The sequence below is a fragment of the Mameliella sp. MMSF_3455 genome (assembly GCF_030733205.1).
In the GTDB taxonomy this organism is placed as follows: Bacteria; Pseudomonadota; Alphaproteobacteria; order Rhodobacterales; family Rhodobacteraceae; genus Antarctobacter.
Genome location: NZ_JASHJL010000001.1, coordinates 100,048 through 114,685, shown reverse-complemented (window position 1 = coordinate 114,685; position 14,638 = coordinate 100,048). Strand labels below are relative to the sequence as shown.

Below are 14,638 nucleotides of genomic sequence, written 5' to 3'. Positions count from 1 at the left end.
GACCAAACCATGAACGGTTCAAGTGAATTCTTTCTCTTTCCAGCTTGGCGCGCGAGGGTTAAGGCAAGGTTACCGAAACAGGAACAAATCGAATGCTCGTGTTCTGGAAAGCGCGCCTGGTCATGCTGGCGGTCCCCAAGACCGGCACCTCTGCCTATACGCGGGCGCTGGCTCCCAAGGCTTCGATGGCGGTCTCCGACCCGCCCGAGTTGAAACATGCGCCGGTCTATCGTTACAACCGTTTCTTCCGCCCGATGTTCGAGAAGGTCGGCGGCGAGATGGAGCTTTTGGCAGTGATCCGCGAACCGGTGGACTGGCTTGGCTCCTGGTACAGGTATCGGCAGCGTGATTTCCTGGATGGCAAGCCGACCTCGACGCGCGGGCTCAGTTTTGACCAGTTCTGCGATGCCTATGCCCGCGGCGATCGTCCGCCATTCGCGAACGTCGGCAGCCAGGCCAAGTTCGTGGAGCCGCGCCCCAACGGTGTCTCGGTCAACCATTTGTTCCGCTACGAAAACCAGGCCGGCTTGCTGGCCTTTCTCGAAGAGCGGCTTGAGACGAAGATCGACCTGCCGCGCGAAAACGTCTCTCCGCGGCGGGACCTGTCGCTGTCCCCGGAGATCGACGCCAAGCTGCGGCGCAAATGTGCGGCGGATTTCGAGACCTGGGAAGGCGCGACCTAGCGCCCGACCTTCAGTTGAGTTGCTGGTGCACCGTCTCGGTCAGGTCCGATAGAGAGAAGGGTTTCGGCAGGAAGACGGAATTTGGAATTTCCTCGCTGCCTTCGCCAAAGGCGTCTTCGGCATAGCCCGATACAAAGACCACCCGCGTATCGGGGCGGCGTTCCCGCGCCTTGCGCACCCAGGTCGGGCCGTCCATCCCGGGCATGACGACATCGGTCACGAAGATGTCCACGGCCAAATCGTCATCATCCAGCGTCGCGAGCGCATCCTCGGCGGTCTCTGCCTCGATTACCGTGTAGCCACGCAGGCGCAGCGCGCGGGCCGCGAAGGCCCGGACCGGGGCCTCGTCCTCGACCAGCAGGACCACGCCCGATCCTTGCTCGGGCAGCTTCCGCTCGGCCTTCTCCTCGGTGGCCACAGCTTCTTGCCGGGGCGCCTCGAAGGCCGGGAAAAGCAGGGTGAAACAGGTCCCCTGCCCGACCACGCTGTCCACGAAGATGAAACCGCCGGTCTGCTTGACGATGCCATAGACGGTGGACAAGCCAAGCCCCGTTCCCTCACCGGTGCGCTTGGTGGTGAAAAAGGGCTCAAAGACCTTTTGCAGCTTGTCCTGGGGGATTCCCATCCCCTTGTCCGTCACCCGGACCGAAACATAGAGCCCGGGCGCGACCACCGCGCGGTCGCGGGTCATCGGTTCGGCCAGTTCGCGGCGCTCTGTCTCGACAACGATCTCGCCACCCTCGGGCATGGCGTCGCGGGCGTTGACCACCAGGTTCATCATCACCTGTTCGAGTTGCCGGCGGTCACCGCGCACCGTTGGCAGGACGGGATCATGTTTCAGCGTCAGCCGCACCTTTTCTCCCACCAGCCTGTTCAGCAGATGCGCAAGGTCCGAGAGCGTATCGCGCAGGTCCATGACCTCGGGCTGCATGGTCTGCTTGCGCGAGAATGCGAGGAGCTGCCCGACAAGCGCCGCCGCCCGGTTGGCGTTCTGGTTGATCTGGACAAGGTCGCCGTAATCCGGATCGCCCTGGTCATGCCGAAGCAACAGCAGGTCGCAATGCCCCGAGATCGCCGTCAGCAGGTTGTTGAAATCATGCGCGACCCCGCCCGCAAGCTGGCCAATGGCCTGCATCTTCTGGCTCTGGACGAATTGCGCCTCGAGCGTCTTGAGCTCGGTCGCGTCATTGAGAACAGCGACGAGCGCCGTCTCGCCGTCGTCAATCACGCGGTTCAGCGTGACCTGCACAAAGACCTCGCGGTCGGCGCGGGTCAGGCGCAGGAACTCGGAGCGGTGCAGCCCACGGCCATCGGCAGCCTCCTGCAACCAGTCCTTGATCGCACGGCCCAGCCCTTCCATGTGCTCGGCAAGGTAACCGGGATCGACCTGGCCCAGGTTCAGCAGGCGGCGGGCCTCGGGGTTTGCGCGCAGGACACGACCGTCGGGTGCCACCTTGAGCAGCGGCACCGGAAGGCCGTCGAAGCTGCCCATCAGGTCCTGGCGCCCGGAATCCTCGGCTATGGGCGACAGCACCAGTTCCTGGCGCCCGCCGCCGATATCGGCACTGTGGACAAGAACGCTCTGCCCGGCATGGGCGCCTTTCAGGCAATGCACCCCGTCGGTCCGCAACGGCAAGTCGGCAAAGATGTCATCCAGCCGCTTCACACGCTGGCCCACGAGGTCACGCGCCACCGGGTTCATGTAGAGCACCGCCCCATTGCGCCCCAGCGAGATCACCGCGAGGTCGGCCCGCGTCCGCCCGCCCGCGCGTTGCGATTCATTCTCCAGACGCCAGAGCATCATGTCGGGCCGGAAGGCACGGACGTAGATCCTGTAGCCTTCGGAATGGCTGGTGACATCCTCGACCGCGGCGCCCTCGGTCAGGGCCTTTTGCTGCAACCGGTAGATGATGCCCTCGGAACTGGCAAAGACGTCGCGCAGCAAGGTGGACAACTGGCTGATGCCCTCGCTGGCAAAGCGTTCACGCGCGGTACGGTTGCTTGTCAGCACCGCCCCCTCTGCATCGGTGAGGAAACAGAAGGCAGGCTCTGTCTCGATGAAATCCGCGAGAAGGGCGAGCCGTCTTTTTCGGCGCCCGCCGGACACCCGGTCGACCAGCAGCCACACCACCGCGAGACAGCCGAACGCGCCCGTGGCCGCCAGCGCAACCACCTGGACCGAGCGCACCGCAGCCACTTGGGAAATCAGCAGGGAGAGCGTCGCCAGGACGACCAGCGCTGCCGCGCCGATGATCGGCGTCATGCCGCTCTGTCGTTTCTGTGCGATGTCGATCGCAGCTTCCACCTTGTCCCCCCGGGTCACGATTCTCTTCCTGCCATAATGCCGGCGTAGACCGTTAAGGGGACGTTAACTGTCGCAAATGCTCGCGCCAGAGTTGTGGCTTTCAGGTCGCGGTCCGGCGAAGAACCGCGGCAAAAAAGCCATCCCCGCCAGACCCGGGGAGGAATTGCCGCTGCTCTTCGACCGACCAGCCGGGCCTGCGTTCCAGAAAGGCGCTGACCTGCGTGGCGTTTTCCTCGGCCAGCACCGAACAGGTCGCATAGGCCAGCACACCGCCCTTGACCACGTAACCTGCCGCCCGATCGAGAATATCGGCCTGGATGGCGCAGAGTTCGTCCAACCTTTCTTCCGTCAGGCGCCACTTGCCTTCGGGGGCACGGCGCCAGGCACCGCTGCCCGAACAGGGCACATCACAGAGTACAAGGTCGAAGTCCCCCTTGGGCCTGGACGCGATACGGACATCCGCCCCGGCGCGGGACGCGCGTGCCGGCAGGTCGACCATCCGTTTCGGAGCCGCATCATGGGCCACAACCGGCCCGCCCCGCATCCGCGCCGCCATCGCCAGCGCCTTGCCGCCACCGCCGGCGCAATAGTCCAGAACCTGCATGCCCGGTTCCAGCGGCAGCAGGTCGACCACGGCCTGGCTGGCCGCATCCTGCAATTCCACGAGGCCGTCGAGATATGCGCCGCTGCGCATGATCCCCCGGGCGCCCTCCGTCACGCGCAAAGCGGTCGCCGAAAGGTCATGAGGTTCGGCCAGAATCCCGTCTTGTCCCAGACGCGCCATTGCGGTTTCAGGCGTGGCCCGCAAAAGATTGACACGGAGAAAGACCTCGGCCCGGGATCGAAGGGCCAGCGCCGTCGCATCTGCCTCTGGTCCCAGGCTGTCCCGGAAACGCGGCGCCAGCCAGTCCGGCAGGTCCAGCGCCGCCGCCCCGTCCGGCGCCTGCCCGGCGGCCAGTTCATCTGCATCGAGCGGGGCCGGGGCATGACCCTGCCCCGTGAATACCTGGGCGGGATCTTCTTCCCTGAGGCGGAGCAGCCCCAACAAACGCGCCCGGCCGGTTTCGCCCCCGCCCAAGGCCGCGGCCGACCGCCAGCAGCGCAGCGCGTCGAACACAAGGTCGCGTACTGCGGCCCGGTCCTTGGATCCGGCATAGCGGGCAGAGCGTCCCCAGCTGGTCAGGGCCTGTTCCGCCGCCTGCCCGGCGGCAATCCGGTCCAGCAATTCAATGGCGGCCTGCACGCGGGCGGCGGGGGTCATGGGCTGTTCTCCAACGGCGGCAATCGCCTCTGCCTAGACCAGAGACACAGGTTTGACGATGCCCCGGCGCATGTTCCGCGCCGGGGCATTGTTTCAAAGTTTACCGGAAACAGTCCGGACAGAACTCATCCAATCCGGTAGTTGGGGCTTTCGCGGGTGATCTGAACGTCGTGCACATGGCTTTCCTTCAGCCCTGCCCCGGTGATCTTCACGAAGGTGCAGTTGCGGCGCATCTCCTCGACCGTGGCGCAGCCGGTATAGCCCATCGCGGCCCGAAGTCCGCCGACCAGCTGGTGCAGGACCACGCCCGCCGGCCCCTTGTAGGGAACCTGCCCCTCGATCCCTTCGGGGACCAACTTGTCGCTGGCCGCGTCCTTCTGAAAATAGCGGTCAGCCGAGCCGCGCGCCATGGCGCCCAGGCTGCCCATGCCGCGATAGGCCTTGAACGACCGCCCCTGGTACAGGATCACTTCGCCCGGGCTTTCGTCTGTCCCGGCGATCATGGACCCGACCATCGCGCAGGAAGCCCCCGCCGCGATGGCCTTGGCGAAATCGCCCGAGAACTTGATGCCGCCATCGGCAATCACCGGCACGTCACCGGCCGCCGTCGCACATTCCATGATCGCGGTCAGCTGGGGCACGCCGACACCGGCCACCATCCGCGTGGTGCAGATCGACCCGGGGCCGATCCCCACCTTGATCGCATCGGCGCCCGCGTCGATGAGGGCCCGCGCAGCATCCGCCGTCGCCACGTTGCCTGCGATCACCTGCACCTCGTTCGACAACAGCTTGGCGCGTTCGACCGCTTCCAGCACCCCGGCGGAATGGCCATGCGCAGTGTCGACCACGATGATGTCGACCTGCGCATCCGCCAAGGCCTGAGAGCGTTCATAGCCCGAGTCGCCAACGCCCGTGGCCGCCGCGACGCGCAGACGCCCGAGGTCGTCCTTGCAGGCGGTCGGGTTCACCACCGCCTTTTCCGTGTCCTTCAGCGTCAGAAGCCCCGTCAGCTTGCCGTCCTTGTCGGTCACCAGCAGCTTTTCGATCCGGCGGGCCTTCATCAGGTTGATGGCTTCCTCGCGGTCCGCCGGTTCGGTCAGGATCGCGAGGTTGTCGCGGGTCATCATGGCGTGAACCGGCGTGCCGTCGTTCTCGGCAAAGCGCATGTCGCGGTTGGTGACGATGCCCACGACGCGATGCGCCTCGTCGATCACGGGAAAGCCGGTAAAGCCGTAGCGCTCCGTCAGCATCCGCGCATCGCCCAGTGTCTGATCCGGGCGCAGGGTGACGGGGTTGTAGACGATGCCGCTTTCAAAGCGCTTGACCCGCCGCACTTCGCGCGCCTGTTCCTCGATCCCGAGGTTCTTGTGGATCACCCCGATACCGCCGGCCTGCGCCATCGTGATCGCCATCCGGCTTTCGGTGACGGTGTCCATCGCGGAACTCAAAAGCGGAATATTCAACGCAATCGACTTGGTCACTTGCGTCCGGGTGTCTGCCGTCGACGGCAACACGTTCGAGGCCGCGGGAACAAGCAGGACGTCATCGAAGGTCAGGGCCTCGCGAATCTCCATTGGGGCACTCCTTGGGAGGGATCGGTTGGCGCGTCCCTATCGCATGCGCAGACGGGAAAGGAAAGAGCGCGCGGTGCGTCGCGGCAACGTGCCCGGATCGGGGTGAAAGATATCCTCTTCCAGCGGCACGTCGAACCGCCAGTCAAACGGAAAGATCCGGTCGCGCGGCAGGTCCAGCGTATCCGGGGCCTGCGGGTCCTGACTATCGATCCAGCCACTGTCGCTGAGCCAGAAGATCGCGCGCAGCGTGCCGCCGCTATCGGTGTCCACGACAAAGACCGAGGCCAGTTCTGCCCCGTTCGAGAGGATCGAGGTGCCGTGCATCCAGTATTCGCCGTCGGCCCTTGGCACCTGCGACGGGTTGCGAACCGCGTGCTGCCCGGTCTGCGGATCACTGCGCAGGACAAAGCGAGGCGCGCCGTGCAACAGGTTGATGCGCTTCATCGTTTCCTGATCGATCACGTCTGACCTCTTGTGCTCACTCGGGCGACACGTCTTGCCAATGGTCTTCCATGATCAAGCTGTCCAGGTCCAGCCGCTTGCGCCAGCCCCGCGCCTGCAGTTCCGGCTGGCCAAAGGCCTCATCGATATGACCGACGCAAAGGTAGGCGACGACCTCAACATGGTCGGGCAAGCCCAGCAAAGCGCGCAGATCCTCTTGCCGAAAGATACTGACCCAGCCGACTCCCAGCCCCTCGGCCCGCGCCGCAAGCCAGAGGTTCTGCACCGCGCAGACCGTGGAATAGAGGTCCATATCCCGGTTATGCGTCCGCCCCAGCACCACCTTGCCGCCGCGGGTCCGGTCGCAGGTCACCGCGATGTTCAGCGGCGCCTTCAGGATGCCTTCCAGTTTCAGCGCGGCGTATCGGCTCCGCTTTTCACCTTCGAACATGGCTTCGGCCTCGGCATTGGCGGTCTCGAAGGCGGCATGGACCGCCCGCCGCCGGGCCGCATCGCGGATCAGGATAAAGTTCCAGGGCTGCATGAAGCCGACCGAAGGCGCCGCATGGGCCGCCTCCAGCACGCGGCGCAGCATGGCGGGATCAATGGGATCGGGCAGGAATTCGTTGCGCACATCCCGCCGCGCGCAGATCACATCGTAAAGCGCCTGACGCTCGCAGGCGGTGAATTTGCGCGCCTTCTCGGGCACAGCTTGGGGATCGGGCATTCTTCGGCTCCGCAAATGACAATGACCGGACGCTGTCCAAGGCGCCGGTCCGTGTCGTCAGGCCGGTCTTCTGGCTTGGGGTCTGCCGGGGCGGACGCCTTCCCGGGGCTTGCCCCAGTGGCATCTGTCCGCTCCATCCCCCTTACAGCGGCGGGCCCGCGCCGGACTTGCACCGGCTTCCCGATTCTCCCCATATCGGGGCACCTGACAGCGCCAGAGTGCGTCAGTCCATCCGCAGGGGCAACCATCCAGACGCAACAGGCGCCCCAAAAGGCGCCTGCACGGATCCGGGAATCGCGGGTTTCAGTCAGAGGCTGCGTCGGCCTTTTTCTTGTCCGCCTTCTCGACCGCCTCGCCGATGGACTGGACCGACCAGGCGAAATCCACGTCCAGCGCCGTATCGAAGACCCAGTAGTCGCGCGGGACATAGAAATTCGCCGCATAGCCCGAGCCACGTCCGCCCCAGGCCGCAAGACCGTGACAGGTCATGCAGTTGGTCTGGACGCCCATGTCCGTCGTCGTCGTTGTCCAGCCGCCGGCGCCATCGGGGATCTGTACGGTCTCGGTGATGCCGATGACCGGCGTGCCGAACCCGGCCTCCAGGTAGGGGTTGAAGGCCGTCACCAGCGCACCGACGTTCTTGCCGCCGACAAGGGGTTGCGCCGGTACCAGCATCGAGTAGGCCGGCGCCATCGCGTAATGCGCCGCCTGCGTGGTCAGCGTGTCAGGCCGCGCCGAGGCGATGGCGGCACTGGAGGGCGTGTTGGGCCGCGCGGCATCCGCCTCCCACCAGAAGGTCTGCCATGTCCACTGGGTCGTTTCCCGAGACGTGACATGCATGGCCACCAGCAGGGCGATGGAGGTTTCGCCGTCGGTCAGGTCGCTGCTGTCGCCCGTCGACTTGTTGACGAAAGCCCCATCCTCGTCCTTCAGGTTGACCGCGATGAAATCGTCGACGGAATAGATGTTCCCCTCGGACGGGCTCTTGCAGTTGACGTCGACGCCGGTCGATGTTGTCGGGCCATCAAGGTCAAGATCGACATAGACGCATTGCTGCCAGAGCGTTTCGGGATAGCCGCCCTGTTTCATGTCCGGTGTCCAGTTCGCCAGGTCCGGCTCTCCGGGCCAGGCCGTAAAGGCGTATAGCCTGCGGGTCCGGCCGTCTTCGCCCGTCCATTCGGTTATGCGATCGTCGGTGATCAACTTGTAGACCGGTTTGACGTTCACCGCCGCGTCGGGAAAGCGCACCTTGTCTCCCTGCTCCAACAACCGGTCCAGCACCTCTGGTTTGCCGGTGCCGGTGTCCAGCAGGTACTGCGCCGAGGGCGGGCTGTAGGCCACGTTTTCCAGCACGTCTGTATTCACGATAATCCCGGCGGCATTTTTCGCCGGCTCGGTGCCGTCCTTCTTTTCCTGCGCCGCGTTCGCGAGGAAACCATCGACCAGCCCGTGTTTGAACATCTGGTTGGACTCGCCCAGCCGGAACCGGTCTTCCGGGGCCTCGCCGGTAAAGACGTCGATCACATCCGCCTTGGTCAACCAGGTCTGATAGGTCAGTCGGGCATAGGCGCCCTCACCCTCGACCGGTTTCGTCAGGCCGGCCCAGATCCCCCAGGCATGGGCATGGATGGCGCCCGTATTCTGCGGCTCGGCCCGAATCCATGCGTCGATCTCGGCCTCGGGCGTCGGAAAGCGGACGCCAGGCGCAGGTTCCGCTGGCATGTCGACGCCAAAGTCCTGTGCCAAGACTGTCAGCGGCAGCCCCGCCAGCGCGATGGCCAACAACGGCCCGTTCTTGTTCAAAAGGTTCATTCCAGTCCCCCATTGCAATCAAAGATTGTATTCATGTGACGCACGGTAACCCCTCACCGCGTGTACACAAGAACAACCTTTCAACCTTAACGATTAATTTGATCCTGACGCGCAATGCCCCTTGTTGCGCGCGACCCTCCGACTAGGCTGGCGCCAATCAAGGAGACCCCTATGAGTCACGGCTACGAATCCGGTCGGCTGAACCTTCCGTTCACCGGCATCTGCACCTTTGCCAAGGCCCCCTATCAGCCCGATTGGTCCAATCTGCAGGCCGACGCGGCAATCCTTGGTGCGCCTTTCGACGCGGGAACCCAATGGCGCGCGGGGGCACGGTTCGGCCCGCGCGGCGTGCGCGAGGCCTCGACCCTGTTCAGCTTTGGTCATGCAGGCGCCTACGATCACGAGGACGACGTGACCTATCTGGACGGCGTGCAACTGGTCGACATGGGCGACGCCGACATCATCCATACCGACACCGCAAGCAGCCATGCCAACATCCGCCGCGGCGTCGAGGCGGCGCTGGCTGCGCGCGCCCTGCCCGTGACCATTGGCGGAGATCATTCGGTCAACATTCCCTGCATCGAGGCCTACGAGGGCCGCGCGCCCTTCCATGTCCTGCAGATCGACGCGCACCTGGATTTCGTCGATGAACGGCACGGCGTCACCCGCGGACATGGCAATCCCATGCGTAGGGCGGCGGAGAAATCCTGGGTCACCGGGCTGACGCAACTGGGCATCCGCAACGTTTCGTCCACGGCGCGCGAGGGTTACGAGGATGCGCGCGCCCGTGGCTCCGACATCCTGTCGGTCCGGCAGGTGCGCAGGCTGGGCCCCGAGGCCACCGCCGCCCGCCTGCCCGAAGGCGTGCCGATCTACATCACCATCGACATCGACGCCTTCTGCCCGTCGATCGCGCCGGGCACCGGCACACCCAGCCACGGCGGCTTTCTCTACTACGAGGTGCTGGAGATCCTGCAACAAGCGGTCCGCTCTCATCCGGTCGTCGGAATTGACCTGGTCGAGGTCGCGCCGGACTACGACCCGACCGGCAGCACCTCGATCCTGGCCGCACAACTTCTGATGAACCTGCTGGGCTTCGTCTTTCATGCCGGGTTGCCTCGACCCTAGGCTGAATTCCGCATCAAATATGCTGCGCACCCGCGAAGGATCGCGCAGCCCCCATCACAGGCCTTGCCGTCACTGCCTTGTCGCGTTTCTCTGGTGTAGAGCACCCGACCCAGAACAGGACCCGCCCATGACTGCCCCCCTTGCCGGATACGTCATTCTTGACCTGACGCATGTCCTTGCCGGCCCTTTCTGCACGATGACGCTGGCGGACATGGGGGCGCAGGTGATCAAGGTGGAACCCCCCAAGGGCGGCGATGATACCCGTGCTTTCCCCCCCTTCAAGGATGGGAAATCCGCCTATTTCGCCGCCATCAACCACGGCAAGAAAAGCATCGCACTGAACCTCAAGGCCGACGAGGATCGGCTGATCTTCGAACGCCTGCTGGCCCGCGCCGACGTCATCGTCGAGAATTTTCGCCCCGGGGTGATGGAACGTCTGGGCTATGGCTGGGACGACCTCCACGCGGCCTTTCCCCGACTGGTCTATGGCGCGGTATCCGGCTTTGGCCATTCCGGCCCGGACGCGCGGCGCCCGGCCTATGACATGGTGGTCCAGGCGCGCGGCGGCGTGATGTCGATCACCGGCGAAAAAGACCGCGACCCGGTGCGCGTGGGCGCCTCGATCGGGGATATCGTGGCGGGCATGTTCCTGTCGCAGGGCATCCTTGCCGCGCTGCTGGACCGCGACCGGTCCGGCCTGGGGCGCAAGATCGACGTGGCCATGCTGGACAGCCAGCTGGCGATCCTTGAACACGCGGTGGCGCTGACCACGGTGACCGGCAAGGCGCCGGGACCGTCCGGGGCCCGCCATCCCTCGATCACGCCCTTCGAAACCTTCCATGCCTCGGACGGGCTGTTCGTGATCGCCGCCGGAAACGACCGCCTGTTCGAAAAGCTCTGCATCGCGCTGGACCTGCCGATCTCGGACGATCCGCGCTTTGCCACAAACCCGGCGCGCTGCGACAATGCCCGCCTGCTGAAACGGCTGATCGAGGCGGTGACGCTGGAGAACACTCGCGCCTACTGGATCTCGCGCCTGACCGCGGCGGGCGTCCCCACGGGGCCGATCCAGGATGTCGGACAGGTCCTGAAGGACCCGCAGATCCTGGCCCGCAACATGGTGGTGGACGTGCTCGACAAGAATGGGCGGCAGGCCTACAAGGCCGCCGGAAACCCGATCAAGATGACTGACGCGCCGGACCCCAAGTCACGCGCCCCCGCGCCCGACCTTGACGGCAACCGGGGCGAGATCCTGCGCTGGCTCGAACAAGGCTGACCTCCGCCCTGCCGTCTAGTGCCACGCCGGGCCGACGCCCGGTGCGCCGTGCCGTTTTCCGCCCTGATCCTGACGCCTTGTGTCTTTCCCTCGCCGGTGCAGCCGCTATGGTCCGCCCAACCCGGAGGTTCGCTTCATGACCAAAGATCCGCTTGTCGTCTTCACCCCGTCCGGAAAGCGCGGCCGCTTTCCCGTCGGCACGCCCGTCCTGACCGCCGCCCGCCAGCTGGGCGTCGACCTCGATTCCGTCTGCGGCGGACGCGGCATCTGTTCGAAATGCCAGATCACGCCGTCCTACGGCGATTTCCCGAAACACGGTGTGCATGTCGCGCAGGACGCCCTGTCGGAGTGGAACAAGGTCGAAGAACGCTATGACCAGAAACGTGGGCTGAAGACCGGGCGCCGTCTTGGCTGCCAGGCCACGGTGCAGCGCGACGTGGTGATCGACGTGCCCGCCGAAAGCCAGGTCCACCGCCAGGTCGTGCGCAAGGCCGCCGCTGCCCGCGTGATCGAGATGGACCCGGCCACGCGGATCTTCTACGTCGAGGTCGAGGAACCCGACATGCACGAACCCACGGGCGATCTGGAACGCCTGGCCCGTGCGCTCAAGGCGCAATGGGACATCCCCGAGATCACGGCAGAGTTCTCTCTTCTGGGCCAGTTGCAGCCGATCCTGCGCAAGGGCGGCTGGAAGATCACCGTCGCACTGCACAAATCCTCGGCCGAGGCCACCCCGCGCCTGATCGCGGCCTGGCCGGGCCTGCACGAGGACGGGATTTACGGCCTGGCCATCGACCTGGGCTCCACCACAATCGCGGCCCATCTGACGAACCTCGACACCGGCGAAGTCGTGGCCTCCTCGGGAATCATGAACCCCCAGATCCGCTTTGGCGAAGACCTGATGAGCCGGGTGTCCTACGCGATGATGAACCCCGGCGGGGATGTTGAAATGACCCGCGCCGTGCGTGAGGCCATCGACACTCTGTCGGTGGAGATCGCCAAGGACGCCGGGATCGTGCCCTCGCTGATCCTGGAGACGGTCTTCGTTTGCAACCCGGTGATGCATCACTTGCTGCTGGGCATCGACCCGGTGGAGCTGGGACAGGCGCCCTTTGCGCTGGCCACATCCAACTCGTTGACCCTGACGGCGCGCGATCTCGACCTGACCTCCCTGCCCGCCTCGGCGCAGGTCTATGTCCTGCCCTGCATTGCGGGCCATGTCGGTGCGGATGCCGCCGCCGTCGCCCTGTCCGAAGAACCGGGCAAGTCCGAGGATCTGGTGCTGGTCGTGGACGTGGGTACCAACGCCGAGATCCTGCTTGGCGACAAGACCCGCGTGCTGGCCTGTTCCTCGCCCACCGGCCCCGCCTTCGAAGGGGCCCAGATCAGTTCCGGACAGCGGGCCGCCCCCGGCGCAATAGAGGCCATACGCATCGACCCCGAGACCAAGGAACCGCGCTTTCGCGTCATCGGTTGTGACAAATGGTCGGACGAAGAAGGGTTCTGGGAGGACACCGCCGCAACCGGCATCACCGGCATCTGCGGATCCGGCATCATCGAGGCGGTGGCGGAACTGCGCACCGCCGGGCTGCTGGACCCCTCCGGCCTGATCGGCGGCCCCGCACAGACCGGCACACAGCGCTGCTTTGCCGAGGGCCGGACCCACAGCTACCTGATCCACGACGCCACCGCAGACGGCGGGCCGCGCATCACCGTGACCCAAAGCGACATACGCGCCATCCAGCTTGCCAAGTCCGCGCTTTATGCCGGGGCGCGCCTGCTGATGGACACACGCGGCGTCGACAAGGTGGACCGCGTGGTGCTGGCGGGGGCCTTTGGCGCCCATATCTCGCCCCAGCACGCGATGGTGCTGGGCATGATCCCGGATGTGCCGCTGGACAAGGTGACCAGCGCGGGCAACGCTGCCGGGACAGGCGCGCGGATCGCGCTGTGCAACCTGGCCGCCCGGCGCGAGATTGAGCGCGTGGTGCGCGAGATCACCAAGGTCGAAACCGCGATCGAGCCGAAGTTCCAGGAGCATTTCGTCAACGCCAACGCGATCCCGCATGCCACCGACGCCTTCCCGGAACTCCACAAGATCGTCAGCCTGCCGAACGTCAGTTTCAACACCGGCGGAGAGGATGGTGGCGGGCGGCGCAGGCGGCGGCGCGGCTGATTCCGCGCCACGCAGCCCTTACAACAGGCCGCGCCCTGCCAGGTTCCGCATCAGCGCCGAGGTGCCAAAGGTCCAGGGCGCGCATTCGGTGGACAGACGCACGGTGTTGCGCAGGCTGCCCAGTTGCGGCTCGGAGATCTCGACGACGTCGCCCAGCTTGTGCGTGAACCCTTCGCCGGGGATGTCGCGATCCTCGGTGGGGGCAAAGAGCGTGCCGAGCATCAGGAAAAACCCGTCAGGATACTGGTGGTGCGCACCGCAGGTCTGCGCCACAAGGTCCTCGGGATCGCGGCTGATTTCGGACATGCTGCTGCGCCCGTTCAGGACAAAGCCATCGGTCCCGGTCACGGTCAGCGTTAGTTCCGCACGGCGCACATCGTCCAGACCATAGCTGTCGTCGAAGAGTCGCAGCATCGGACCCACGGCACAGGACGCGTTGTTGTCCTTGGCTTTGCCCAGAAGCAGCGCGGACCGCCCCTCCACATCGCGCAGGTTCACGTCATTGCCCAGCGTGGCGCCGCGGATACGACCCTGCCCGTCGCAGGCCAGCACGATCTCGGGCTCCGGGTTGTTCCAGGTCGATACCGGATGCAGCCCGACACTGGCGCCGAACCCCACGGCGGACATGGGCTGTGCCTTGGAGAAGACCTCGGCAAAGGGGCCGATTCCCACCTCGAGGTACTGCGACCAGACACCATCGGCAATCAGCACCTCCTTGAGTTGTCCTGCCTTGTCCGATCCCGGTTCCACCGCGCGCAGGCTCTCGCCCAGGATGGCGGTACAGCGTTCGCGGATCGCCAGCGCCCGGGCCGGATCGCCCTTGGCCTGTTCCTCGATCACCCGTTCCAGCATCGACGAGACAAAGGTGACGCCGCAGGCCTTGACCGGTTGCAGATCACAGGGCGCCTGCAAGTATGGCCCCTGCGGATCTTCGGTCGATGCCTCCGCCAGCGCCTCGAGCGGGCCAAGGCTGTCACCCGGCGCGTTCTGCGCAAAGCTCGCCGGATCGTCGAGGTCCAAAAGCGCCTGCATGGTCGGCACTTCGCGGCAGGTGATATCGACCGCCTCGGCGCCGCGCCGGGCAATCAGCGCGGGGCCGTTACGATCCGGCCGCCAGGCGCGGCCGACAAAGGTGCCAGTCTGGGGCAATGCAAGTGTCATGGTTCGGTCCTCCCGGGATCTTCGTTCTTGCTGACGGGTCTAGAGGAAATGTTGCCGGCGCGGAACCATCCCCGGTGGGATCGGTTTGACCTTG

The 14,638-nt window shown here is 65.4% G+C and carries 11 protein-coding genes and 1 riboswitch; of the genes, 4 read left to right on the top strand and 7 right to left on the bottom strand.

The features are described 5' to 3' along the window. The first annotated feature begins 92 nt into the window (after positions 1–92). Complete coding sequence (locus tag RBB42_RS00560; protein WP_305968639.1) at positions 93–683, top strand: gamma-glutamyl kinase; 591 nt, start codon at positions 93–95, stop codon at positions 681–683. A gap of 10 nt (positions 684–693) precedes the next feature. Here RBB42_RS00560 and RBB42_RS00555 read toward each other — a convergent pair whose 3' ends face one another. From RBB42_RS00555 to RBB42_RS00530, 6 genes are all read right to left on the bottom strand, one after another. Then, positions 694–2,946, bottom strand: a complete 2,253-nt coding sequence (locus RBB42_RS00555; RefSeq protein WP_305968714.1) for an ATP-binding protein — start codon at positions 2,944–2,946, stop codon at positions 694–696. A 142-nt stretch (positions 2,947–3,088) separates the two neighbouring features. Then, positions 3,089–4,249 (bottom strand): RsmB/NOP family class I SAM-dependent RNA methyltransferase, encoded by a 1,161-nt coding sequence (locus RBB42_RS00550; RefSeq protein ID WP_305968638.1) that lies wholly within the window; start codon positions 4,247–4,249, stop codon positions 3,089–3,091. A gap of 125 nt (positions 4,250–4,374) precedes the next feature. Then, positions 4,375–5,823 carry an IMP dehydrogenase gene (gene guaB / locus RBB42_RS00545; protein ID WP_305968637.1) on the bottom strand — a complete coding sequence of 483 codons (1,449 nt, stop codon included), beginning with the start codon at positions 5,821–5,823 and terminating at the stop codon, positions 4,375–4,377. A gap of 36 nt (positions 5,824–5,859) precedes the next feature. Continuing rightward, the gene (locus RBB42_RS00540; protein WP_305968636.1) at positions 5,860–6,285 is read right to left on the bottom strand and encodes a hypothetical protein; all 426 of its coding nucleotides are present in this window, start codon (positions 6,283–6,285) and stop codon (positions 5,860–5,862) included. 16 nt (positions 6,286–6,301) lie between these two features. Further along, positions 6,302–6,991, bottom strand: coding sequence for a 5,6-dimethylbenzimidazole synthase (gene bluB / locus RBB42_RS00535; protein WP_305968635.1), 690 nt, complete (start codon positions 6,989–6,991; stop codon positions 6,302–6,304). 43 nt (positions 6,992–7,034) lie between these two features. After that, positions 7,035–7,214: riboswitch (cobalamin riboswitch) on the bottom strand. An 80-nt stretch (positions 7,215–7,294) separates the two neighbouring features. Next, on the bottom strand, positions 7,295–8,803 hold the full coding sequence (locus RBB42_RS00530; protein ID WP_305968634.1) for a hypothetical protein: 1,509 nt from the start codon (positions 8,801–8,803) through the stop codon (positions 7,295–7,297). A gap of 171 nt (positions 8,804–8,974) precedes the next feature. Here RBB42_RS00530 and RBB42_RS00525 point away from each other — a divergent pair, with 171 nt between their 5' ends. The 3 genes from RBB42_RS00525 (at position 8,975) to RBB42_RS00515 (ending at position 13,383) form a co-directional block, all read left to right on the top strand. Further along, positions 8,975–9,931, top strand: a complete 957-nt coding sequence (locus RBB42_RS00525) for an agmatinase (protein WP_305968633.1) — start codon at positions 8,975–8,977, stop codon at positions 9,929–9,931. Positions 9,932–10,058: 127 nt separating this feature from the next. Continuing rightward, positions 10,059–11,207, top strand: a complete 1,149-nt coding sequence (locus RBB42_RS00520; RefSeq protein ID WP_305968632.1) for a CaiB/BaiF CoA transferase family protein — start codon at positions 10,059–10,061, stop codon at positions 11,205–11,207. Between the two features lie 136 nt (positions 11,208–11,343). Next, complete coding sequence (locus tag RBB42_RS00515; RefSeq protein WP_305968631.1) at positions 11,344–13,383, top strand: ASKHA domain-containing protein; 2,040 nt, start codon at positions 11,344–11,346, stop codon at positions 13,381–13,383. A gap of 18 nt (positions 13,384–13,401) precedes the next feature. Here RBB42_RS00515 and RBB42_RS00510 read toward each other — a convergent pair whose 3' ends face one another. Continuing rightward, positions 13,402–14,544 carry a fumarylacetoacetate hydrolase family protein gene (locus tag RBB42_RS00510; protein WP_305968630.1) on the bottom strand — a complete coding sequence of 381 codons (1,143 nt, stop codon included), beginning with the start codon at positions 14,542–14,544 and terminating at the stop codon, positions 13,402–13,404. Positions 14,545–14,638 lie beyond the last annotated feature (94 nt).

Coding starts and splice junctions, on each gene's coding strand:
- RBB42_RS00525 (WP_305968633.1), top strand. CDS start 8,975: ATGAGTCACGGCTACGAATCCGGTCGGCTGAACCTTCCGTTCACCGGC.
- RBB42_RS00510 (WP_305968630.1), bottom strand. CDS start 14,544: ATGACACTTGCATTGCCCCAGACTGGCACCTTTGTCGGCCGCGCCTGG.
- RBB42_RS00550 (WP_305968638.1), bottom strand. CDS start 4,249: ATGACCCCCGCCGCCCGCGTGCAGGCCGCCATTGAATTGCTGGACCGG.
- RBB42_RS00555 (WP_305968714.1), bottom strand. CDS start 2,946: ATGACGCCGATCATCGGCGCGGCAGCGCTGGTCGTCCTGGCGACGCTC.
- guaB (WP_305968637.1), bottom strand. CDS start 5,823: ATGGAGATTCGCGAGGCCCTGACCTTCGATGACGTCCTGCTTGTTCCC.
- RBB42_RS00515 (WP_305968631.1), top strand. CDS start 11,344: ATGACCAAAGATCCGCTTGTCGTCTTCACCCCGTCCGGAAAGCGCGGC.
- RBB42_RS00520 (WP_305968632.1), top strand. CDS start 10,059: ATGACTGCCCCCCTTGCCGGATACGTCATTCTTGACCTGACGCATGTC.
- RBB42_RS00560 (WP_305968639.1), top strand. CDS start 93: ATGCTCGTGTTCTGGAAAGCGCGCCTGGTCATGCTGGCGGTCCCCAAG.
- RBB42_RS00530 (WP_305968634.1), bottom strand. CDS start 8,803: ATGAACCTTTTGAACAAGAACGGGCCGTTGTTGGCCATCGCGCTGGCG.
- bluB (WP_305968635.1), bottom strand. CDS start 6,991: ATGCCCGATCCCCAAGCTGTGCCCGAGAAGGCGCGCAAATTCACCGCC.